The organism is Pelomonas parva (assembly GCF_043555835.1).
Classification (GTDB): domain Bacteria; phylum Pseudomonadota; class Gammaproteobacteria; order Burkholderiales; family Burkholderiaceae_C; genus Pelomonas; species Pelomonas parva.
In genome coordinates this window covers 462,068-483,165 of record NZ_JBIGHV010000004.1, presented here as the reverse complement: position 1 = coordinate 483,165, position 21,098 = coordinate 462,068, and the positions used below count along the sequence as shown (strand labels likewise).

The following is a 21,098-nucleotide window of genomic DNA, read 5'->3' as shown; positions in this document are numbered from 1 at the left end:
TGGTCTTGGGATTTGCGTCCTGACGCTGCTGGCTAAACTGCGCCGCCTATGGTCGGCCCCGACATCCAGCTCATCACGCCCGAGTCCCCCGAGGACTGGCGGGAGACCCGCCTCATCCTGCGCGACTACGCCAGCAGCCTCGACTTCGACCTCGACTTCCAGGGCTTCGAGGCGGAACTCGCCGAGCTGCCCGGCGCCTACGCGCAGCCCGGCGGGCTGATGCTGCTGGCCCTCGTCGACGGCGCCGTGGCCGGCAGCGGCGCCTTCCGCCCGCTGCCCGACGCCGACTATCCCAATGCCTGCGAGATGAAGCGCCTGTTCGTGCGTCCGGCCTTCCGCCGCTTCGGCCTGGGCCGGCTGTTGGCGCAGGCGCTGATGGACCGCGCCACCGAGGCCGGCTACTCGTCCATGCTGCTGGACACGTTGGACGACATGGAAGCCGCGCGCGGTCTGTACGAAAGCCTGGGCTTCGTGGAAGTGCCGCCGTTCTACTTCAACCCCATCCCCGGCGCGCACTATCTGAAGGCCGAACTCGGCGCCTTCCGGCCCAGTTACTTCGGATAACCGCCTAGAGTGGCGGGATGACCGCCTCCTACGACATCCGGCCCCTGGGCGAGCACCGCTGCCTGCTGGGCGAATCGCCGCTCTGGCATCCCGACGAGCAGCAGCTCTACTGCGTCGATATCCCCGGCCGGCAGGTGCTGCGCTGGCGTGCCGGCGCCGATGTGCCGGACGTCTTCCCGCAGGACTCGGAGCCCGGCTGCATCGCCGCCCGCGCGGGTGGTGGGCTGGTCGTCGCGCGTCGCGACGGGCTGTGGGCCCTGGGCACGGCTAACGGCCAGATGCAGCGGCTGGCCGAGCCGCCCTACGACCCGGCCCGCCAGCGCTACAACGATGGCAAGCCCGATGCGGCCGGGCGCTTCTGGATCGGCGCGCTCAGCGACGCGCGCGAGCCCGAGGCGTCGCTGTACCGCATCGATGCTGCGGGCGCCGAGCCGCAGCTGGGCGGCATCGTCACGTCCAACGGCCTGGCCTGGAGCCCGGACGGCCGCTTCATCTACCGCAGCGACACCAAGGCGCACATGGTCTGGCGCCATGCCTTTGACGTGGCGGCCGGCACGCTGGGCGAGGCCCAGCTGTTCGCCCGCTTCACACCCCGCGCGGCGGACCAGCCGCTGTCGACCTACAGCGGCCGGCCCGACGGCGCGGCCGTGGACGAGTCCGGCGCCTACTGGGTGGCCATGTTCGAAGGCAAGCGACTGTTGCGTTATGCGCCGACCGGCGAGCTGCTGGAGGACATCGCGCTGCCGGTGCGCTGCCCCACCATGCCCTGCTTCGGCGGCGCCGACCGCCGCACGCTGTTCATCACGACGGCCAGTGACAAGCGCCCGGCCGACGAGCTGGCGCAGGAGCCCTGGGCGGGCGCTGTGCTGACCTTGCGCGTGGACGTGCCCGGGCTGCCGGCCCACCGCTGCAGCCTCTAGAACCGCCGGGCCGCGACGTCCCCGCAGACGCGGGTGTGTGGCGTCATGTGTGGCGTGTGTTTTGGGAAAGTACGGGTTTCCACATATACTCCCGTGGTTTTGCCGGCCGGCATTCGGGCCGGCGCCCAATCGTCCCGTCAACGCCGACATGACTGCCACACCTGAGGTTCGTCCTGCCAGCGGTTGGGACGACGAAGCGCCCGATTCCGAGTCTGTGCTGCCCTGGACCGCCCAGCAGGTGCAAGCCTTGCTGGCGCGCGAAAAGCCCCTCTCGCCCTGGCGAGTGGTGCTCATCCAGGCGGTGGTCGGTGGCTTGTTGGCGTTGGTGTGGTGGCTCTTTGGCACTGCACCCGCGCAGCAGGTGCGCTCCACGGTCTGGGGTGCGGCTGCGGTGGTGCTGCCCCATGCCGTCATGGCCTGGGGCCTGCGCCGCCCGGCTGCTCAGGCACAGGCGGCGTTCCTGTCGTTCCTCGTATGGGAACTGATCAAAGTGGGCCTCGCGGTCGTCATCTTGGTGGCGGCGGCGTGGCTGGTGCGGGATCTGAGCTGGCCGGCCTTGCTGGTGGCGCTGATCGCGTGCCTGAAGGTACATCTGGGGGCCTGGTGGTGGTTGAGCCGGGCCGTTCATAAAACGAATTGAGCGACTAAAGACGATGAGCAGCGAACAGCACGCGCCCAGCGCCGGTGAGTACATCACTCACCATCTGCAGCATCTGCAGAAGAATTTCGCTTTCGAAAGTGTGAAGCAGAAGGACATCGTCGACTTCAGCCTCTACAACCTCGACTCGCTGGTGTTTGCGACCGTGTTGGGCTTCCTCGGCGTGTTCCTGCTGTGGTTGGGCGTGCGCAAGGCCACGTCGGGCGTGCCGGGGCGTTTCCAGGCCGCCGTCGAGATCCTGTTCGAGATGGTCGACAACCAGGCCAAGGGCGTCATCAACAACGCCAAGAGCCGCGCCTTCGTCGGCCCGCTGGCGCTGACGGTGTTCGTCTGGATCTTCCTGATGAACTTCATGGACATGTTGCCGGTGGATGCGCTGCCGCAGCTCTGGCACACGGCCGGCCCGGCCATGGGCTTCAAAGATTACCTGCGCGTCGTGCCGACGGCCGACCTGTCCACCACGCTGGGCATGTCCACCTTCGTGCTGCTGCTGTGCATCTACTACAGCGTCAAGATCAAGGGTCTGGGCGGTTGGGGCCATGAGCTGATCGCCGCGCCGTTCGGCGACCACTGGGCGCTGTGGCCGTTCAACTTCCTGATGCAGATGATCGAGTTCCTGGCCAAGACCGTGTCCCACGGCATGCGGCTGTTCGGCAACATGTTTGCCGGCGAACTCGTGTTCATGCTGATCGCGCTGATGGGTGGCGCCTTCGCAATGAGCGTGACGGGCTTCAGCATGGCCTTCGGCCATGTCGTGGCCGGCACGATCTGGACGCTGTTTCACGTCCTCGTGATCGTGTTGCAGGCCTTCATCTTCATGATGCTCACGCTGATCTATATCGGTCAGGCGCACGACCATCACTGATCACTGATCGCTGTTTCTTCCTTCCCTTTCCTTTCCCTTTCCTTTACTGTCTCTAGGAGATTTCAAATGAACGACATCCTCGGTCTGGTTGCTCTGGCTTGCGGCATCATCGTGGGCCTCGGCGCTGTCGGCGCTTCGATCGGCATCGCACTGATGGGCGGCAAGTTCCTGGAGTCCTCGGCTCGCCAGCCGGAACTGATGAACCAGCTCCAAACCAAGATGTTCATCCTGGCCGGTCTGATCGACGCGGCCTTCCTGATCGGCGTTGCCATCGCCCTGCTGTTCGCGTTCGCCAACCCGTTCGCTGCGACCTTCATCCAGTTCGCCCCGAAGTAATCACGGTCCCCTTTCACGCTTGAAAGGAGCTAAGCCGTGAACATCAACGCAACACTGTGGATCCAGTGGATCCCGTTTGCGATCCTCGCGTGGGTGACTGCCCAGTTCATCTGGCCGGTCATTGCCAAGGCGCTCGACGAGCGCGCCGCCAAGATCGCCGACGGACTGGCTGCGGCCGACCGCGCGAAGACGGAGCTTGCATCCGCCAACAAGGCGGTGGAAGCACAGCTCGCGCAGACGCGCACCGACTCGACCAAGCTGCTGGGCGACGCTGAAAAGCGCGCCGCGGCCATCGTCGAGGAGGCGAAGAAGCGTGCCGAGGACGAGGCCGCCAAGATCGTCGCGCAGGCCAAGGCCGATGCCGACCAGCAAGTCGTGCGTGCCCGCGAGGCGCTGCGCGAGCAGGTCGCCGCGCTGGCGGTCAAGGGCGCCGAAGCCATCCTGCGCAAGGAAGTCGACGCCGGCGTTCACGCCGAGTTGCTGACCCGTCTGAAGCAGGAGCTCTGAGCATGGCTGAACTCGCCACCATTGCACGCCCGTATGCCGAGGCGCTGTTCCAGGTCGCCCGCAATGCCGACCTGGCCGCCTGGCGCGGTCAGCTCGACGCGCTGGCCGCCGTGGCGGGTGATGCCGCGCTGCGCCAGTTCGCCGACAACCCGAAGGCCTCCGTCGACCAGGTCGCCGGCGTGGCTGCCGAGGCTGCCGAAAGGCAGCTGGGCCAGCCGCTGCTGCCGGGTGTTCGCAACTTCCTGCAGACGGTGCTCGACAACCGCCGGCTGGACGCGCTGCCGGCAGCGGTCGCGCAGTTCCATGTGCTGGCCAGCGCCTCGTTCGGCGCAGCCGAAGCCACCGTGGAAAGCGCCTTCCCGCTCGACGCGGCCCAGCTTGCCGAGTTGACCGAGGTGCTCGAAAAGCGCTTTGGCTGCAAGCTGACGCTGGACGTGCGGGTCGATGCCTCGCTGATCGGCGGTGTGCGCGCCACCGTGGGCGACGAAGTGCTTGACACGTCCGTGCGCGCCCGCCTCGAGCGGATGAAGACCGCCCTGATTGCCTAAACATCCAACCCCCTGGCCCCGGCCGGGGTGGAGACCGACATGCAACTGAACCCTGCAGAAATTTCTGAACTGATCAAGAGCCGCATCGAGGGTCTGACCCCGAGCGCTGACATCCGCAACCAGGGCACCGTCGTGTCGGTGTCGGATGGCATCATCCGCGTCCACGGCCTCTCGGACGTGATGCAGGGCGAGATGCTCGAATTTGAAGCCGCGCCGGATGGCACGCAGACCTTCGGTCTGGCGCTGAATCTGGAACGCGACTCGGTCGGCGCCGTGATCCTGGGTGCCTACGAGCACCTTTCGGAAGGCCAGACCGTCAAGTGCACGGGCCGCATCCTGGAAGTGCCGGTCGGCCCCGAGCTGATCGGCCGCGTCGTCAACGCGCTGGGCCAGCCCATCGACGGCAAGGGCCCGATCAACGCCAAGATGACCGACGTCATCGAGAAGGTCGCACCGGGCGTGATCGCGCGCAAGAGCGTCGACCAACCCGTGCAGACCGGCCTGAAGTCCATCGACTCCATGGTGCCCGTCGGCCGCGGCCAGCGCGAACTGATCATTGGTGACCGTCAGACGGGCAAGACCGCCGTCGCCATCGACGCGATCATCAACCAGAAGGGTCAGAACATGACCTGCGTCTACGTCGCCATCGGCCAGAAGGCGTCGTCGATCAAGAACGTGGTGCGCTCGCTGGAGCAGGCGGGTGCGATGGAGTACACCATCGTCGTCGCCGCCTCGGCTTCTGAGTCCGCCGCGATGCAGTATGTGTCGGCCTATTCGGGCTGCACGATGGGCGAGTACTTCCGCGACCGCGGCCAAGACGCGCTGATCATTTACGACGACCTGTCCAAGCAGGCCGTGGCCTACCGTCAGGTCTCGCTGCTGCTGCGCCGCCCGCCGGGCCGCGAAGCCTACCCCGGCGACGTGTTCTATCTGCACAGCCGCCTGCTGGAGCGCGCCGCCCGCGTGAACGCCGACTACGTCGAAGCCTTCACCAAGGGTGAAGTCAAGGGCAAGACCGGTTCGCTGACGGCGCTGCCGATCATCGAGACGCAGGCCGGCGACGTGTCCGCCTTCGTGCCGACCAACGTGATCTCGATCACCGACGGCCAGATCTTCCTGGAAACCAGCCTGTTCAACGCCGGTATCCGCCCCGCCATCAACGCCGGTATCTCGGTGTCGCGCGTCGGTGGTGCTGCCCAGACCAAGCTGATCAAGTCGCTGTCCGGCGGTATCCGTACCGACCTGGCGCAGTACCGTGAGCTGGCCGCGTTCGCGCAGTTCGCTTCCGACCTGGACGAAGCCACCCGCAAGCAGCTGGACCGCGGTGCCCGCGTGACGGAACTGCTGAAGCAGGCCCAGTACTCGCCGCTGCCCATCTCGCTGATGGCCGCGTCGCTGTTCGCCGCGAACAAGGGCTTCATGGACAGCATCGAGGTGAAGAAGGTTCTGGCCTTCGAACACGGGCTGCACCAGTTCCTGAAGTCCAGCCACGCTGCACTGCTCGACACGCTGGAGAGCAAGAAGGCGATGGACAAGGATGCCGAAGCCGAACTGACCGCCGCGATCACTTCCTTCAAGAAGTCGTTCGCCTAAAGCCACGGAACACGTGGGGCGGAGTTTTCACTCCGCCCCGCACTGACTAGGAGTTCGCATGGCTTCAAGCAAAGAAATCCGCGGCAAGATCAAGTCGGTCGAGAACACCAAGAAGATCACCAAGGCGATGGAAATGGTCGCCGCGTCCAAGATGCGCAAGGCGCAGGAGCGGATGCGGTCGGCTCGGCCTTATGCCGAGAAGATCGGCAACATCGCGGCCGACCTGTCCAAGGCCAACCCGGAGTACCGCCACCCCTTCCTCGTCAAGAACGAGGATGCGAAGTCGGTGGGCGTGGTGGTGGTGACGACGGACAAGGGCCTGTGCGGTGGCCTGAACACCAACCTCTTGCGTGCCGTCACGGTCAAGCTCAAGGAGCTGGAAACCGCGGGCCAGAAGGCCGAAGTCGTTGCCATCGGTGGCAAGGGCCTGGGCTTCATGAACCGCATCGGCGCCCGCGTCGTCGCTCATGCCACCCAGCTTGGCGACCAGCCCCACATCGAGGCCTTGATCGGCCCGGTCAAGGTGCTGCTCGACGCGTATGCCGAAGGCCGTCTGTCCGCCGTCTACCTCTGCTACACGCAGTTCATCAACACGATGAAGCAAGAGGTCAAGGTGCATCAGCTGTTGCCGCTGAAGGCCGACGAGCTGGCCACGCCTGATGCAGACGGTGCACCGGCGCATGACTGGGACTACATCTACGAGCCCGACGCTGCCACCGTCATCGACGAGTTGCTGCTGCGTTACACGGAAGCTCTGGTCTTCCAGGCCGTCGCCGAGAACATGGCCAGCGAGCAGTCTGCCCGCATGGTGGCCATGAAGGCCGCGACGGACAACGCCGGCACGCTGATCGGCGAGCTGAAGCTGGTCTACAACAAGACCCGCCAGGCCGCGATCACCAAGGAACTCTCCGAGATCGTCAGCGGCGCGGCCGCGGTGGGCTGATCCAGCCCGAACGCAAAGATTTGAATTGAAGGAACGCACAAATGTCTAACACTCAAGCAGTCGGCAAGATCGTTCAGTGCATTGGCGCCGTCGTTGACGTGGAATTCCCGCGCGACCGCATGCCCAAGGTGTACGACGCACTCAAGATGGAAGGCTCGGCCCTGACGCTGGAAGTCCAGCAGCAGCTGGGCGACGGCGTCGTCCGCACCATCGCGCTGGGCTCGTCCGACGGCCTGCGCCGCGGCACGGAAGTCTTCAACACCGGCGACACCATCCAGGTGCCGGTCGGCAAGGCGACCCTCGGCCGCATCATGGACGTGCTGGGCAACCCCATCGACGAGCGCGGCCCGGTCTCGGCCGAGCTGACCGCCTCCATCCACCGTGCCGCACCCGCCTACGACGAGCTGAGCCCGTCGCAGGACCTGCTGGAAACCGGCATCAAGGTGATCGACCTGATCTGCCCGTTCGCCAAGGGCGGCAAGGTGGGTCTGTTCGGTGGCGCCGGCGTCGGCAAGACCGTCAACATGATGGAGCTCATCAACAACATCGCCAAGGCGCACTCGGGTCTGTCCGTGTTTGCCGGCGTGGGTGAGCGCACCCGTGAGGGCAACGACTTCTATCACGAGATGTCGGACTCGGGCGTCGTGGTCCAGGACAAGCTGGAAGACTCCAAGGTCGCCATGGTCTACGGCCAGATGAACGAGCCCCCGGGCAACCGTCTGCGCGTCGCGCTGACCGGCCTGACCATCGCCGAGTCGTTCCGCGACGAAGGCAAGGACGTGCTGTTCTTCGTGGACAACATCTACCGTTACACGCTGGCCGGCACGGAAGTGTCCGCACTGCTGGGCCGCATGCCTTCCGCCGTGGGCTACCAGCCGACGCTGGCCGAGGAAATGGGCCGCCTGCAGGAGCGCATCACGTCGACCAAGGTCGGCTCGATCACCTCCATCCAGGCCGTCTACGTCCCTGCGGACGACTTGACCGACCCGTCGCCCGCCACGACCTTCGCCCACCTGGACGCCACCGTCGTGCTGTCGCGTGACATCGCCTCGCTGGGCATCTACCCCGCCGTAGACCCGCTGGACTCGACCAGCCGCCAGATCGACCCCAACGTCGTCGGCGAAGAGCACTACTCGACAACGCGTGCCGTGCAGCAGGTGCTGCAGCGCTACAAGGAACTGCGCGACATCATCGCCATCCTGGGCATGGATGAACTGAGCCCGGAAGACAAGCTGTCGGTCGCCCGCGCCCGCAAGATCCAGCGCTTCCTGTCGCAGCCCTTCCACGTCGCCGAAGTCTTCACCGGCTCGCCCGGCAAGTACGTGCCGCTGAAGGAAACCATCCGCGGCTTCAAGATGATCGTGGCTGGCGAGTGCGACCACCTGCCGGAGCAGGCGTTCTACATGGTCGGCACGATTGATGAGGCGTTTGAAAAGGCCAAGAAGATTCAGTGAGTTTGACAGGGGTGACTCGCGCACCCCGTCTCTCGCAGAACCTTCTTCAACTTTGATTCGCTAAGGAAGATTGAACATGGCAACCCTCCACGTCGACGTGGTCTCCGCCGAAGAGCAGATCTTCTCGGGCGAGGCCAAGTTCGTCGCCCTGCCGGGCGAGAGTGGCGAGCTGGGCATCCTGCCCAAGCACACGCCGCTGATCACCCGCATCAAGCCGGGCGCCGTGCGCATCGAGCGGCCCGACGGCACCGAAGAGTTTGTCTTCGTCGCCGGCGGCATTCTCGAAGTGCAACCCAACCGCGTGACCGTGCTGGCCGACACCGCCATCCGCGGCAAGGACCTCGACGAAGCCAAGGCGGTCGAAGCCAAGAAGCAGGCCGAGGAAGCGCTCAAGAATGCCAAGAGCGAACTCGACCAGGCGGCGATCCAGAACGAGCTGCTGACGCTGGCGGCCCAGGTCGCGGCGCTGCGCAAGTTCCGCAAGAAGTAAGGCTCCCGCCCACGAGGGTGAGACCATAACGGCAGGCCACGCGCCTGCCGTTTGTTTTTGCTAAGGCCAAACCATGACCGCGAACGACGCCATCTCACTGACCGCGCCCGATGGCGCCACCGCCACGCTGAGCCTGCATGGCGGTCAGGTGCTGTCCTGGAAGCCCGCCGGCGGCGCCGAGCAGCTCTACCTGTCCCCGCGCAGCGCGTTCACGCCCGGCAAGGCCATCCGTGGCGGCGTGCCGGTCTGCTTTCCGCAGTTTGCCGAGGGCGGTCCGCTGCCCAGGCACGGCTTTGCGCGCACCCTGCCGTGGGAGCTGGTACAGCAGGAGCAGGGCAAGGACGACGCGCTGGCCGTGCTGCGCCTGCGCGACAGCGAGGCCACGCGCGCCATCTGGCCCCATGCCTTCGAGCTGGAGTTGAGCGTGCGCGTGGGCGGCAGCAGCCTGGACGTCGAACTGGCCTGCGAGAACCTCGGTGACGTGCCGCTGCAGTTCACCGCCGCGTTGCACACCTATCTGCGTGTGGGCGACCTGGACGCCGTCAGCGTCGAAGGCCTGGCCGGGCTGCGCTATCACGACAGCATCAAGCAGGCCGAGGCGCTGCAGCGCATGGACTTGCTGCTGACCGGCGAGAACGGCGTGCTGGACCTGGACCGCGTCTACTACGGCGTGAAAGAGCGACCGCTGCTGGTGACCGAGGGTCGCCGGCAGGTGGTCGTCCGCCATCAGGGCTTCGAGGATGCGGTCATCTGGAACCCCGGCCCGGAGCGCTGCGCCAAGCTGGCCGACATGCCGCCCGAGGGCTGGTCGGAGATGCTGTGCGTGGAGGCGGCCTGCGTCGGCCGCCCCGTGGAGCTGCCGGCTGGCGAGAGCTGGGTCGGGCGGCAGAGCCTTCGGCTGGAGTAACGACCGCCTCCGCCTGTGGGCCGTAGCTCGACAGGCTGGCGGCGATGACCAATGCGGCAAGGGTGCGGGTCATGGCGGCGTTTCGCGCCGAAAAGACCGCCCAGCCCTCGTGAACGACGTTCCCGCGCACCGCACCGGGAGACGCATGGGAGCGCTGATAATTTCGGACATGTTCGCCCCCCTGCAAAACGACAACTTCCTGCGCGCCTGCCTGCGCCAGCCGACCGACCACACGCCCGTCTGGCTGATGCGCCAGGCTGGTCGCTACCTGCCGGAGTACCGCGACACGCGGGCCAAGGCCGGCAGCTTCATGGGTTTGGCGACGAACACGGACTACGCGACCGAGGTGACCCTGCAGCCGCTGGCGCGCTACCCGCTGGACGCCGCCATCCTGTTCAGCGACATCCTGACCGTGCCCGACGCGATGGGCCTGGGGCTGTCCTTCCAGCAGGGCGAGGGCCCGAAGTTCGCGAAAGTCGTGCGCGACGAGGCGGCTGTGGCGGCACTCGAAGTGCCCGACATGGACAAGCTGCGCTACGTCTTCGACGCGGTCACGTCCATCCGCCGCGTGCTGAACGGTCGTGTGCCGCTGATCGGCTTCTCGGGCAGCCCGTGGACGCTGGCTTGCTACATGGTCGAAGGCGGCGGCTCGGACGACTACCGGCTGGTCAAGAGCCTGATGTATGCGCGCCCGGACCTGATGCACCGCATCCTCGACGTGAACGCCCGCGCCGTGGCGGCCTACCTGAACACGCAGATCGAAGCTGGCGCCCAGGCCGTCATGCTGTTCGACTCCTGGGGCGGCGTGCTCGCGGACGGCGCCTTCCAGCAATTCAGCCTTGCCTATTCGCGTCAGGTGTTGAGCCAGGTGAAGACCGAGCATGACGGCCAGCGCATTCCGCGCATCCTGTTCACCAAGGGTGGCGGCCTGTGGCTGGACGAGATCGCTGACGCCGGTGCCGACGTCGTGGGCCTGGACTGGACGATGAACCTCGGTGCCGCGCGAGCCCGCGTCGGCGACCGCGTCGCGCTGCAGGGCAACCTCGACCCCAACGTGCTGTTCGCGCCGCCTGAGGCCGTGCGGGCGGAGGCGCGCAAGGTGCTCGACAGCTATGGCCCGGGCCCGGGCCACATCTTCAACCTGGGCCACGGCATCAGCCAGTTCACGCCGCCGGAGAGCGTCACGGCCCTGGTGGACGAGGTGCACAGCCATTCCCGCACCCTGCGCGCGGCGCTCTGAAGGGGCCGTCAAATCTGCACTTGCCCGGTGACTTATCCCCAAAAGTTGGGGGGCGTGCGACGCTGGCGAGGATTGGTGCGATGCACCTAAGAGTTTTCCCGAATTCGTGCTAAGTGCTTGATTTTCAAGGCCCCGCCTCGGGGGCGTCGGGGAACGAATTTGGGGCGAGGTGCGGAGCTCCTGCTCGCTGTTGGTTCTCGACTAGGGATTTGCTCACAAACTTATCCACAGAAATTGTGGGCAACCCAAGAGCCTTTAAGAATCATGCACTTGCAGCCGCTTGCTGAGCCACTGCTTCACAAGAAGCGCGGAGCTGCGCATGGCTGAAACTGGGGGCGCCGTGACGGTGCGCGTTGCCGTCGATGCCCCGCAGCACAGCGGCCTGAACGGCCCGCTTGACTACGCCAGTGAGCAGGCGCTCGCATCGGGCACGCTGGTGCGCGTGCCGCTGGGCAAGCGGGAGCTGCTGGGCGTCGTCTGGCCGGGTGAGGCGGTCGGCCAGCCCGAGATGGCGCTGCGGCCGGTGGCGGCCGTGTTCAGCGTGCTGCCGCCGCTGGGCGCGGACTGGTGCCGGCTGCTGGACTTCGCGGCCGGCTACTACCAGCGCAGCGTTGGCGAACTGGCCAGCGCGGTGCTGCCGCCGCAGCTGCGCGAGCTGTCGCCCGAGCAGCTCGCCGCCCGCCTGCGCAAGCTGGACAAGAAGCCCGCCAGCGCCGCCGTCGCCGAGCCCGTGAAGCCGCCGCTGGCGCCCGAGCAGGCCGAGGCCGTGGCGCGCATCCAGGCGCAACTGGCCAGCGACTCGCCCAAGCCGGCGCTGCTGTTCGGCGTGACCGGCAGCGGCAAGACCGAGGTCTACCTGCGCGCCGCCGAGGCCGCGCTCGCGGCCGGCCGCCAGGTGCTGGTGCTGGTGCCCGAGATCAACCTGACGCCGCAGCTCGAAGCCCGCTTCACCGAGCGGTTTGCTGCCACTTGCCCTGAGCCGCTGGCCATCGTCTCGCTGCACAGCGCGCTGACGCCGGCCCAGCGCCTGCAGAACTGGCTGGCCGCCCACCTCGGCCGCGCGCGGCTCGTGCTCGGCACGCGGCTGGCGGTGTTCGCGTCCATGCCCGAGCTGGGGCTGATCGTTGTCGACGAAGAGCATGATCCCTCCTACAAGCAGCAGGACGGCGCCCGCTACTCGGCGCGCGACTTGGCCGTCTGGCGCGCGCACGACCTGAAGGTGCCCGTCGTGCTGGGCTCGGCCACGCCGTCGCTGGAGAGCTGGCAGCACGCTGAGAGTGGCCGTTATGAGCGCCTGACGCTGGCGGCCCGCATCGGCGGCGGCGCCTTGCCGCGTGTGAAGCTCTTCGACATGAAGGCGTTGCCGCCCACCGCCGGCGTGACGACCGCGCTGACCGCGCCGCTGCTGGCCGAGTTGAAGGCCCGGCTGGAGCGCCGCGAGCAGAGCCTGGTGTTCCTGAACCGCCGGGGCTATGCGCCGGTGCTGCACTGCGGCGAATGCCAGTGGAAGAGCGACTGCCCGCATTGCAGCGCCTGGCGCGTCTTCCACAAGCGCGACCGCACGCTGCGTTGCCACCACTGCGGCTTCACGGAGCGCGTGCCCAGCGCCTGCCCCAACTGTGGCAACCCCGACATCGCGCCCATAGGCCGCGGCACCGAGCGGCTGGAGGAGCAGCTCGCCGAGGCCTTGCCCGGCGCGCGCGTGCTACGCATCGACGCCGACTCGACGCGCCGAAAGGGCGAACTGGAGGCGCAGCTCAAGGCCGTGCACGACGGCGATGTGGACATCCTCGTCGGCACGCAGATGATCGCCAAGGGCCACGACTTCCGGCGCATTCGCTTCGTCGCGGCGGTGAACCCGGACGGCGCGCTCTTCAGCAGCGACTTCCGTGCGCCGGAGCGCCTGTTCGCGTTGCTGATGCAGGCCGGCGGCCGGGCGGGGCGGGACGCTTCCAGCGACTCACCGGCCGAGATGTGGGTGCAGACCTGGCACCGCGAGCATGCCCTCTACCAGGCGCTGGCACGGCACGACTACGTGCGCTTCGCCAAGACCCAGCTTGACGAGCGCCGCTCGGCCGGCCTGCCGCCGTTCTCGCACCTTGCCCTGCTGCGCGCCGAGGCTCGCACGGTGGAGGCGGCCAAGGCCTTCCTGGTGGCCGCAGCGGCGCTGCTGCAGGACGAGCAGTTGCTCGTCTACCCGCCCGTGCCGCACGCGGTGGCGCGCGTGGCGGATGTCGAGCGCATGCAGATGCTGGTGGAAGCGACGCAGCGGGCCCGGTTGCAGGCCAGCTTGCGCGACTGGGTGCCGGCGCTGATCGCGCTCAAGCGCGAGCACAAGGCCGTGCTGCGCTGGGCGGTCGACGTGGACCCGCTGGCGATCTGATTCAGCGAGTGACGCTGCCGCGGCGGCGGGCGATCAGACCCACGGCGCCCAGGCCGGCTAGCAGCAGCGCGTAGCCGCTGGGTTCCGGCACGGCCGAGGTCAGGCTGACGTTGTCCAGCGAGCCACCCAGCGAGTCGCTGGCGCCCACCGAGCGGAAGCTCAGCGTGTTGTTGCCGGCCAGCGCGCTGACGCTGAAGCTGTACTGCGTCCAGGCCGGAGCGCTGCCGCCATTGCCGGTGAGCGTGGTGCCCAGTTGCTGGCCGTTCCACAGCACCTCGATGCCGTTGCTCGCTGCCGCCACATTGGCACGCGGGGCGTACCAGAAGCTCAGCGCATAGCTGGCGCCGGCGGTCAGGCTGGCGAAACTCTGGGCGATGGTCGTGTTGCCCGTGGTGTCCAGCTCGATGAAGTTGCTGCCGTCCTGGGCGCTGCCGACCACGTTGTTGCGGATCTCGAAGTTGGCCGGGCCGGCCAGCACGCTCCAACCCTCCAGCGTGGGGCTGAGCAGCCAGTTGCCGGCATTCACGGCGGTGGTTTCGAAACTGCCGTTGGTGACCAGGTTCGGGTCGGCTGCGAAGGCGCTGGAGCTGAGCAGGGCGGCGGTGAGGAGCAGGGACTTCATGGGATTGTCAGAGGGCGGGTTGTTGATGTAGCGAAGTGTTCCGCGGCTTCCCAAAACCTCGCCGTGCATCCGTCACAGGCCGATCGCGCGGCCACCGAAGCAGGGGGAGTCGCCGCGCGTGCCGCCGCAGAAAACAAAAAGGCCGGCGCAAGGCCGGCCTGTTGCGGAGTGGGGGCGCTCAGCCGTGCTCGCGGCCCTGCAGCGTGCTGGCCAGTGCGGCCGCGCGGCGCTGTTGCTCCTGGCGGCGCAGCGCGCGCACGGCCGGGCGGGACAGCATGAAAGCGAGCACGCCGAGGCCGAGCAGCAGCATGCCGGTGTCGACATCCATGTGTTGGTTGCCGAACTGCGCTTCCGGCTCGCTGCGCCGCTCTGCCGTGGTCCAGGGGCCGTCATTCAACGCCGTCAGGCTGGCCGAACCCAGCCGGCCGGCGTCAGCCACCATGACGGCCTGCGCCCTGTCTGCAGCCGCCAGCGACTGGACATCACGGGCGGCGCCTGCCGGGGCGGTGACGCTCAGGGTCAGGAGGGCAGCAGCAAGGAGGAGGGATTTCATGATGCGGACTCACCGTGTCGAAAAGGACCGTAACGCATTGTTCGCAGCCTAGCGCGGCATGGTTGTGAAGACTTCACGCGCTTGGGGGGACCCCCCGCGAATGGGCGATTCAGTCGCTACCGGCGCTTGACGCCGCCCGCGCCGCTGCTTTGGCGGCCAGTTCGGCCCGCATGCGCTTGAGTTTTTCGCGCGGGTCCTCGCGCGTATCGCCCTCGTGTAGCTTCATCTCGGCCAGAAAGCGGCTGGGAATGCCGACGACAGTGTCGCGGCCCTTCTTGCGCCGGCGCAGCGTGGAGACGGCCAGCGTCGTGCGCGCGCGGGTGATGCCCACGTACATGAGCCGGCGTTCCTCCTGCAGCGCCTCGGCCGTCAGCTCGGCCTCCTCGCGTTTGAAGGGCAGCAGCCCCTCGTTGACGCCGGCCAGCACGACATGCGGCCACTCCAGCCCCTTGGAGGCGTGCAGCGTCGTCAGCGTGACCTGGTCCTGCTCGTCGCCGCGCTCGGCCAGGGACAGGATGACGGAGATGGTCTGCGCCACGTCCAGCACGCTCTGCTTGGGCTCGGTGAAGCTGACGCCGCCTTCCTCGCTCTGCTGGCCGCCGCAGCGCTTGGCCACCCAGTCGACGAAGTCCAGCACATTGCCCCAGCGCGCCTGCGCGACCTTCTCGTTCTCCTCGTTGTCGAGCAGGTGGGCTTCGTAGGCGATGTCCTTCAGCCATTCCATCAGCATCGCGTGCGCGGCGATGTGGCCTTCGGTGTGCCTGGCCTTGTATTGCAGCTCGTTCACGCTGCGGCCGAACTCGTGCAGGCCGTCCAGCGCGCGCTTGGTCAGCGTGGTGGCCAGGCTCTCGGAGAACAGCGCCTCGAACATGCTGCACTTCCACTGCGCCGAAAAGGTGCCCAGGGCGCCCAGCGTCTGGTGGCCGATGCCGCGCTTGGGCGTCGTCACCGCGCGCAGGAAGGCGGGGTCGTCGTCCTGGTTGACCAGCAGGCGCAGCCAGGCGCACAAGTCCTTGATCTCGGCCTTGTCGAAGAAGCTCTGGCCGCCGGAGACCTTGTACGGGATCTGCGCGCGGCGCAGCGCCTGCTCGAAGATGCGCGCCTGGTGGTTGGCGCGGTACAGGATGGCGAAGTCGCGGAACTGCGGCCCCAGGCCGTCGCCACGCAGCTGCTGAATGCGCGCCACGGCGCGCTCGGCCTCGTGCTCCTCGCCGTCGGCTTCCAGCAGCACCACCGGCTCACCGTCGCCGAAGTCGCTCCACAGCTTCTTCTCGAAGATCTTGGGGTTGCCGGCGATGACGTTGTTGGCCGCGCGCAGGATGGCGCCGGTGGAGCGGTAGTTCTGCTCCAACGGGATGACCTTGAGCGCCGGGTAGTCGACCGGCAGGCGCTTGAGGTTCTCGATGGTCGCGCCGCGCCAGCCGTAGATGGACTGGTCGTCGTCGCCCACGGCCGTGAACATGCCGCGCGCGCCCACCAGCGCCTTCAGCAGCTCGTACTGCACGGCGTTGGTGTCCTGGTATTCGTCCACCAGCACATAGCGCAGCTTGTCCTGCCACTTCGCGCGTGCCTCGGCGTCGTTCGTCAGCAGCCGCAGCGGCAGCGTGATGAGGTCGTCGAAGTCCACGGCCTGGTAGGCGGCCAGGCGCTCCTGGTAGCGCACCATGACGGCGGCGGCCGAGCGCTCGTCCTCGTCCTTGGCGACCTGCGCCGCCTCGGCCGCGCCCAGGCCTTGGTTCTTCCACAGCGAGATGGTCCACTGCCAGCGCCGCGCCTGGTTGATGTCGGTCGTGTTGCCGGCGTCCTTCAGCACGTTGAGCACGTCGTCGCTGTCGAGGATGGAAAACTGCTCCTTCAGCCCGACGCGCGTACCTTCCTCGCGCAGCAGGCGCACGCCCAGGCTGTGGAAGGTCGAGATCGCCAGATCCTTGGCCGCCTTCTTGCCCACCAGCGCCTTGGCGCGCTCGCGCATTTCCTGTGCCGCCTTGTTCGTGAACGTGATGGCGGCGATCTGGCTGGGCCGGTAGCCCGAGGTCAACAGCTGGGCGATCTTGGTCGTGATGACCTTGGTCTTCCCCGAGCCGGCGCCGGCGATGACGAGGCAGGGGCCGCTCAGGTGGTAGACGGCTTCGAGCTGAGCGGGGTTGAGGCCGGCGGATGGCTGGGCGGACATGGGGCGCGCATCATGCCACTCGCGCGACGCCTTCCCCCGGCAAGGCCCTCAGACCGAGTCCGAGCAGCAGCAGCGTGAAGAACACGAAGCCGATGCGCGGTGCGTCCAGCAGGCTGTCGAAGGCGCCGACGGTGCCGAAGCCGATCAGCGCGGCGACGATGGCCGGCGCCAGCGGGTGGTCGCGGCCGCGGCCGAAGCTCAGCCGCACCAGCGCCAGCACGTAGGCGCCGCCCAGCAGCGCCAGGCCCAGCAGCCCCTGCTCGAACAACACGTGCAGCGCCACGTTCTTGATGTGCCAGGGCAGGTGATAGCGGTCGCTGGAGAAGAACCAGTGCGCCATTTCGCGGTTGAAGTCGCCATTGACGAGCAGTGGGCGGCCCTGCGCGTCATGCATGGCGATGCGAGCGATGTCGACGCGTGCGCTGGTCGTGTTCAGGGACATCGAGAACGTCACGAAGCGCGGCGCCCACCAGTCGCCACCCATGGCCGGCACAGTGCCCAGCTGCACCTTGCTGGTCTGCCACTGGCCCGGGCTGTCCGGCGCGGCGCCTTCGGCGCGCATCGGCTTCAACCCCATCTGGGTGCCAACGCAGTTCTCGGGATACAGCAGGTTCTTCTCGCACAGCTGCAGCGCCAGATGCGCGTCGTTCGCCGTGCGGCTGACCACCGTGACCGTGACCGGCCCAGGCGCGGGTGCGTCGATGCGCTGGCTGACGCGGAACTGCTCACCGCGCCCCTGCATGTGCTTGCCGCTTGTCAGTGCCAGAAAGGACTCGCGCTCGTCGCGGCGCAACCGGTAGTCCCCCACCTGATAGTGGGTCGGGCCGTCGTAGAGATTGCTGGTGACGAAGCGCCCGGCGCCCTTGCCCAGCAGCCACTGCTGGCCGCCGTGCAGCAGGCGCAGGCCGTCCTCCCAGTGCGTCAGGCGGGTCTCGCCGTCTTCCTTCCAGGTCGCCATGCGGTCGCGCAGGTAGGCGCCGCCGCCCAGCGCCGCGACGATGGCCATCACCAGCAGCAGCCCGGCCACCAGCAGGGCGCGCTTGCGCCAGCCGGCCTTGCCGGTGCTCGTCAGCGGCCACAGCCGCTGCTCCAGCAGCATCGCGCTCCACACGGCGCCCAGCGCGACGCCGGCGGCCAGCGAGGTCCAGCGGCCGGCCGTGCCGCCCCAGTAGTCCGCCACGATGACCATGGTGGTCAGCAGCCAGAACCAGGCCGTCGTCACCAGCAGCACATAGACCGGCCGCGTCTGCCCGGGCACGTCGCGCCAGCGCAGCGCGGCGCAGCACAGCAGCGCCACGACATTGAGCACATAGGCCGCCTTCGGCACGGCCGTGGACAGCGCCCAGCTGAGCGCCCCCAGCAGCAGCGCCAGCAGCGCACCCATGATGACCGCCGTCAGCCGCTGGCCGACGCTGGGCCGCCACAGGCTGGGCGGCATGGCCAGCAGGATGACCATGACGGACAACAACGCCAGCAGCCCGCGGTAGCCGCCGCCGGTGAACACCAGCGCCGCAGCCAGCGCGAAGGCGCCGGCCAGCGCCAGCGCGCCTAGCTTGGCCAGGCGCGGCAAGGGCGCGTCCACCTCGCCCAGTGTGCTGTCGATGTGGCTGCTCTCCGGCCCGCCCGATGCGGCGCGGCGGCGCTGCGCATCGGCCAGCAACACCAGCGGGATCACGGCCAGCGGCAGCGCCAGGTAGACGCCGCGCGAGAAGGTCGTCAGCACCGCATAGGCCGCCAGCAGCACGATGGCCATGCCCGCCACGAAGTGCGCCGGCGAACGCGTGCGCAGCAAGCCCAGCAAGGCGAAGGGCAGCGTCAACATGAGGAAGCCGTCCAGCGCCGCACCGCCGACGTGCATCTCCCAGAACAGGCCGGTCGTTCGGTAGTCGGTGGAGAAGTCCAGCAGGCCCGTGAACGCCAGCCGCTCCCACAGTGCCGACGCGCTGGCGCCGGCCAGCGCCAGCACCAGACCCAGCAGCACCCCGCGCGAGAAGCCGCGCGGCCGGGCCGCAGCGGCGGCCGTCCACAGCGGCAGCAGCACCAGCGCCAGGAACAAGGCCTTGGCGTTGCGCACCGAGTTCATGGCCTCGTGGTAGCCCTGGTACCAGCCGAAGACGAAGCCGCCCGCGTCGTCGAAACCGCGCTTGACGCCCCACAGCGTCGACAGCACCAGCGCCAGGATGAGCACGACCACCGCCGGCGAAAAGGCCAGCGCATGGCGCCAGGCCGGCGCGCGGTCGCGGGCGTTGAGCTGCAGCGCGTAGGCGAGATAACCCCCGCAGCCGCAGGCCGTGACGAGCAGGTCCATCTCCTCGAAGGTGATCCAGCCGCTCCAGGGGGCCAGGCCGATCAGCGGCAGCGGTGCGAACAGCAGCAGCGGTGTCTTGACCCAGAACAGCGCCGCCAGCAGCGCCACCGCGCCCCAGGCGGCCAGCGCCAGCGGGGCGGACAGTGGGTGGTGCCAGGCCAGCTCGGCGCCGATGAGGCCCAGGGCCAGGCTGGCCGTCAAGGCCAGCCACTGAGTCTTGGTGGCCGGCCGGCTGAGCCGCAGTTCGCCCAGCCCCAGCAGGCCGGTGCCGGCGGGCGTGGCGCCAACCGCAGCCATCAGCGCGCGCGCCGACGGCTGGCCAGCAGCGCGAGGCCGCCCAGCAGCAGCGCGGCGCTGGCCGGTTCGGGCACGGCGGTGACCTGGATGTTGTCGAAGCCCACCACCTCGCCGGGGCCGGCGTGGAATTCGCCGTTGATGGTCAGGCTGGTCACGTTGGCGAGCACGCTGGCCAGCGAGGCGCCGCGCCAGTCGGCGGCGGGTGTCAGCGACACGCTGTACCGGGCCCAGCCGCCGCCGACGGGCGGCAGGCCGGCGGGCACGATGTCCAGCAGCACGCTGCCGGCCGCACCCGTGATGCGGACTTCGCCGAAGCCGGCCCAGTCGGTGGAGGCGCCGTTGACGTTGCGCGCATCGAAGGACAGCGTGCCGCCCAGGTAGGTCGACCAGTCGCCCAGCCAGGCGGCGGGCGCGGTCAGCAGGATGTCGGAGTTGCCATCGAGGTCTTCCACCTGAAGCCAGCCGCCGCCGTTGCCGCCGCTGGCCTGCCAGGTTTGCGTGCCGCCGACGGGCGCCACCGGCGTCGTCCAGCCTTCGTCGCCGGTATCGAAACCGGCTGCGGAAGCGGCCATCGGCAGCGCGATCAGTGACGCAATGAGCAGCGAACGACGGGCCATGGCAGCCTCCGGAAGTAGGGGGCGCATTGTTGCGCAGCGCCGCGTGCGGCGCATCCCGACAACCCCGCGAACGGGGCGCAAGCACTAGCGGCTTTTAAGGCTGTGTCGGCCGCAGCCAGCGCCGCCACCAGGCCGGCGGCTTGGTCGGCTTCTTGGCCGGCGCCACCAGGGCAGTGGCGCTGCGCGGCGGGTTCAGGCCCAGCCAGTCACGCAGCTCGTCGGCCAGTTCTTCGGCACCGCGGGTGCGCAGCTCGGCCGACTCGGCCTGGGCCGAGCGCAGCAGGTTGTCGAGCCGGGTCAGCGGGTCGTCCCGCAGCGAGGGCCAGGCCTTGCCGGCGCTGCCGCGCAGCGGGGCCAGGCCCCGGGGCGTCTCCTCCCAGCCGCAGACCAGCATGCGGGCGAAAGCGCCCAGGCTGTAGACCTCGCTGGCCAGGCTGGGCGGCTCGCCCTTGCGGCGCTCCGGCGCGATGAAGGCCGGCGAGGCACCCAGGCTGATGCCGCGGTCGAAGGGGTCGGTCGGGTCGGGGATGCGCGCCAAGCCCAGGCCCATCAGGTGCACGCCGTCGTCGGGGCCCAGCCAGATCATGGCCGGGTCCAGTTCGGACAGCAGCCAGCCTTGCTGGTGGGCCGAGCGCAGCGCCTCGCAGAGCTGCACCAGCAGCTCGATGCGCTGGCGCAGGCTGATGGCCTGCAACTGGGGCAGCAGCGGCTCGCCGTGCTCGCCTTCGATGATCAGGTAGGGGTGGGCGTCGGGCGTCACGCCGCTGTCGCTGGGCACGGCGATGCGGGGGTGCTGCAGGCGGGCGAGGTCGCCGGCCTGGTCGGCGTAGCGCAGCATGACGCCGGCGCCCTGGTCGCTGCGGTCGAGCACGAGGACGGCCGCCTTCTGCTCGGTGGCCATGGCATGGTGGGCGGCGTACCACTGGCCGGCGTGGGCCTGCTCGCCGTCGGGCAGCGGCTTCTCCAGCCGCCACACGCCCAGAGCCTGGCCTTCGTCCAGTGGCGCGGCAGCGGCTGGCGGTGGCAGGGACAGGTTCGGCATTCGCATGGGCCGCATATTAGGGGTGACCCCAGGGTGCGGCCATCCCACGCTGCCACTCAAACGGGTGTGGACGCGCAA

General features: G+C 68.3%; 20 protein-coding genes. 14 read left to right on the top strand and 6 right to left on the bottom strand.

Annotated features, from left to right (window positions below; genetic code table 11):
• Positions 1-48 precede the first annotated feature (48 nt).
• The 14 genes from ACG00Y_RS12925 (at position 49) to ACG00Y_RS12860 (ending at position 13,408) form a co-directional block, all read left to right on the top strand.
• Entirely contained in the window at positions 49-564 is a 516-nt protein-coding gene (locus ACG00Y_RS12925; RefSeq protein ID WP_394479373.1) for a GNAT family N-acetyltransferase, read from the top strand.
• A gap of 17 nt (positions 565-581) precedes the next feature.
• Positions 582-1,484 carry an SMP-30/gluconolactonase/LRE family protein gene (locus ACG00Y_RS12920; protein WP_394479371.1) on the top strand — a complete coding sequence of 301 codons (903 nt, stop codon included), beginning with the start codon at positions 582-584 and terminating at the stop codon, positions 1,482-1,484.
• A gap of 148 nt (positions 1,485-1,632) precedes the next feature.
• On the top strand, positions 1,633-2,124 hold the full coding sequence (locus tag ACG00Y_RS12915; protein ID WP_394479370.1) for an ATP synthase subunit I: 492 nt from the start codon (positions 1,633-1,635) through the stop codon (positions 2,122-2,124).
• A gap of 13 nt (positions 2,125-2,137) precedes the next feature.
• A complete protein-coding gene (gene atpB, locus ACG00Y_RS12910) occupies positions 2,138-3,007 on the top strand; it encodes a F0F1 ATP synthase subunit A (protein ID WP_394479368.1) in 870 nt (289 codons plus the stop codon).
• A gap of 66 nt (positions 3,008-3,073) precedes the next feature.
• The gene (gene atpE, locus ACG00Y_RS12905; RefSeq protein ID WP_394479366.1) at positions 3,074-3,343 is read left to right on the top strand and encodes a F0F1 ATP synthase subunit C; all 270 of its coding nucleotides are present in this window, start codon (positions 3,074-3,076) and stop codon (positions 3,341-3,343) included.
• A 36-nt stretch (positions 3,344-3,379) separates the two neighbouring features.
• The gene (locus ACG00Y_RS12900; RefSeq protein WP_394479364.1) at positions 3,380-3,850 is read left to right on the top strand and encodes a F0F1 ATP synthase subunit B; all 471 of its coding nucleotides are present in this window, start codon (positions 3,380-3,382) and stop codon (positions 3,848-3,850) included.
• A 2-nt stretch (positions 3,851-3,852) separates the two neighbouring features.
• The gene (locus ACG00Y_RS12895) at positions 3,853-4,398 is read left to right on the top strand and encodes a F0F1 ATP synthase subunit delta (RefSeq protein ID WP_394479363.1); all 546 of its coding nucleotides are present in this window, start codon (positions 3,853-3,855) and stop codon (positions 4,396-4,398) included.
• 39 nt (positions 4,399-4,437) lie between these two features.
• The gene (atpA, locus tag ACG00Y_RS12890; RefSeq protein WP_394479361.1) at positions 4,438-5,991 is read left to right on the top strand and encodes a F0F1 ATP synthase subunit alpha; all 1,554 of its coding nucleotides are present in this window, start codon (positions 4,438-4,440) and stop codon (positions 5,989-5,991) included.
• 58 nt (positions 5,992-6,049) lie between these two features.
• Positions 6,050-6,934, top strand: coding sequence for a F0F1 ATP synthase subunit gamma (gene atpG, locus ACG00Y_RS12885; protein ID WP_394479359.1), 885 nt, complete (start codon positions 6,050-6,052; stop codon positions 6,932-6,934).
• Between the two features lie 41 nt (positions 6,935-6,975).
• Complete coding sequence (gene atpD, locus ACG00Y_RS12880) at positions 6,976-8,388, top strand: F0F1 ATP synthase subunit beta (RefSeq protein ID WP_394479357.1); 1,413 nt, start codon at positions 6,976-6,978, stop codon at positions 8,386-8,388.
• 76 nt (positions 8,389-8,464) lie between these two features.
• Positions 8,465-8,878 carry a F0F1 ATP synthase subunit epsilon gene (locus tag ACG00Y_RS12875; protein WP_056266377.1) on the top strand — a complete coding sequence of 138 codons (414 nt, stop codon included), beginning with the start codon at positions 8,465-8,467 and terminating at the stop codon, positions 8,876-8,878.
• 73 nt (positions 8,879-8,951) lie between these two features.
• On the top strand, positions 8,952-9,785 hold the full coding sequence (locus ACG00Y_RS12870) for a D-hexose-6-phosphate mutarotase (protein ID WP_394479354.1): 834 nt from the start codon (positions 8,952-8,954) through the stop codon (positions 9,783-9,785).
• 169 nt (positions 9,786-9,954) lie between these two features.
• Complete coding sequence (gene hemE, locus ACG00Y_RS12865) at positions 9,955-11,025, top strand: uroporphyrinogen decarboxylase (RefSeq protein WP_394479353.1); 1,071 nt, start codon at positions 9,955-9,957, stop codon at positions 11,023-11,025.
• A 319-nt stretch (positions 11,026-11,344) separates the two neighbouring features.
• Entirely contained in the window at positions 11,345-13,408 is a 2,064-nt protein-coding gene (locus ACG00Y_RS12860; RefSeq protein WP_394479352.1) for a primosomal protein N', read from the top strand.
• Between the two features lies 1 nt (position 13,409).
• On the opposite strand, the gene ACG00Y_RS12855 is transcribed toward ACG00Y_RS12860, so the two are convergent.
• The 6 genes from ACG00Y_RS12855 to ACG00Y_RS12830 form a co-directional block, all read right to left on the bottom strand.
• The gene (locus tag ACG00Y_RS12855) at positions 13,410-14,030 is read right to left on the bottom strand and encodes a PEP-CTERM sorting domain-containing protein (protein WP_394479351.1); all 621 of its coding nucleotides are present in this window, start codon (positions 14,028-14,030) and stop codon (positions 13,410-13,412) included.
• Positions 14,031-14,208: 178 nt separating this feature from the next.
• Positions 14,209-14,583: a hypothetical protein gene (locus ACG00Y_RS12850; protein WP_394479349.1), complete on the bottom strand. Its 375-nt coding sequence runs from the start codon at positions 14,581-14,583 to the stop codon at positions 14,209-14,211.
• 109 nt (positions 14,584-14,692) lie between these two features.
• Positions 14,693-16,756, bottom strand: a complete 2,064-nt coding sequence (locus ACG00Y_RS12845) for an ATP-dependent helicase (protein WP_394479348.1) — start codon at positions 16,754-16,756, stop codon at positions 14,693-14,695.
• Between the two features lie 10 nt (positions 16,757-16,766).
• Entirely contained in the window at positions 16,767-19,361 is a 2,595-nt protein-coding gene (locus ACG00Y_RS12840; RefSeq protein WP_394479347.1) for a hypothetical protein, read from the bottom strand.
• The gene (locus tag ACG00Y_RS12835) at positions 19,361-19,978 is read right to left on the bottom strand and encodes a PEP-CTERM sorting domain-containing protein (protein ID WP_394479345.1); all 618 of its coding nucleotides are present in this window, start codon (positions 19,976-19,978) and stop codon (positions 19,361-19,363) included. The genes ACG00Y_RS12840 and ACG00Y_RS12835 overlap by 1 nt, the downstream gene beginning before the upstream one ends.
• A gap of 94 nt (positions 19,979-20,072) precedes the next feature.
• On the bottom strand, positions 20,073-21,026 hold the full coding sequence (locus ACG00Y_RS12830; RefSeq protein WP_394479343.1) for a protein kinase family protein: 954 nt from the start codon (positions 21,024-21,026) through the stop codon (positions 20,073-20,075).
• Between the last annotated feature and the right edge of the window lie 72 nt (positions 21,027-21,098).

Bases quoted from the DNA above. Each gene is read 5' to 3' on its own strand.
- ACG00Y_RS12925 (WP_394479373.1), top strand. From the start codon at position 49: ATGGTCGGCCCCGACATCCAGCTCATCACGCCCGAGTCCCCCGAGGAC.
- ACG00Y_RS12920 (WP_394479371.1), top strand. From the start codon at position 582: ATGACCGCCTCCTACGACATCCGGCCCCTGGGCGAGCACCGCTGCCTG.
- ACG00Y_RS12915 (WP_394479370.1), top strand. From the start codon at position 1,633: ATGACTGCCACACCTGAGGTTCGTCCTGCCAGCGGTTGGGACGACGAA.
- atpB (WP_394479368.1), top strand. From the start codon at position 2,138: ATGAGCAGCGAACAGCACGCGCCCAGCGCCGGTGAGTACATCACTCAC.
- atpE (WP_394479366.1), top strand. From the start codon at position 3,074: ATGAACGACATCCTCGGTCTGGTTGCTCTGGCTTGCGGCATCATCGTG.
- ACG00Y_RS12895 (WP_394479363.1), top strand. From the start codon at position 3,853: ATGGCTGAACTCGCCACCATTGCACGCCCGTATGCCGAGGCGCTGTTC.
- atpA (WP_394479361.1), top strand. From the start codon at position 4,438: ATGCAACTGAACCCTGCAGAAATTTCTGAACTGATCAAGAGCCGCATC.
- atpG (WP_394479359.1), top strand. From the start codon at position 6,050: ATGGCTTCAAGCAAAGAAATCCGCGGCAAGATCAAGTCGGTCGAGAAC.
- atpD (WP_394479357.1), top strand. From the start codon at position 6,976: ATGTCTAACACTCAAGCAGTCGGCAAGATCGTTCAGTGCATTGGCGCC.
- ACG00Y_RS12875 (WP_056266377.1), top strand. From the start codon at position 8,465: ATGGCAACCCTCCACGTCGACGTGGTCTCCGCCGAAGAGCAGATCTTC.
- ACG00Y_RS12870 (WP_394479354.1), top strand. From the start codon at position 8,952: ATGACCGCGAACGACGCCATCTCACTGACCGCGCCCGATGGCGCCACC.
- hemE (WP_394479353.1), top strand. From the start codon at position 9,955: ATGTTCGCCCCCCTGCAAAACGACAACTTCCTGCGCGCCTGCCTGCGC.
- ACG00Y_RS12860 (WP_394479352.1), top strand. From the start codon at position 11,345: ATGGCTGAAACTGGGGGCGCCGTGACGGTGCGCGTTGCCGTCGATGCC.
- ACG00Y_RS12855 (WP_394479351.1), bottom strand. From the start codon at position 14,030: ATGAAGTCCCTGCTCCTCACCGCCGCCCTGCTCAGCTCCAGCGCCTTC.
- ACG00Y_RS12850 (WP_394479349.1), bottom strand. From the start codon at position 14,583: ATGAAATCCCTCCTCCTTGCTGCTGCCCTCCTGACCCTGAGCGTCACC.
- ACG00Y_RS12845 (WP_394479348.1), bottom strand. From the start codon at position 16,756: ATGTCCGCCCAGCCATCCGCCGGCCTCAACCCCGCTCAGCTCGAAGCC.
- ACG00Y_RS12840 (WP_394479347.1), bottom strand. From the start codon at position 19,361: ATGGCTGCGGTTGGCGCCACGCCCGCCGGCACCGGCCTGCTGGGGCTG.
- ACG00Y_RS12835 (WP_394479345.1), bottom strand. From the start codon at position 19,978: ATGGCCCGTCGTTCGCTGCTCATTGCGTCACTGATCGCGCTGCCGATG.
- ACG00Y_RS12830 (WP_394479343.1), bottom strand. From the start codon at position 21,026: ATGCGAATGCCGAACCTGTCCCTGCCACCGCCAGCCGCTGCCGCGCCA.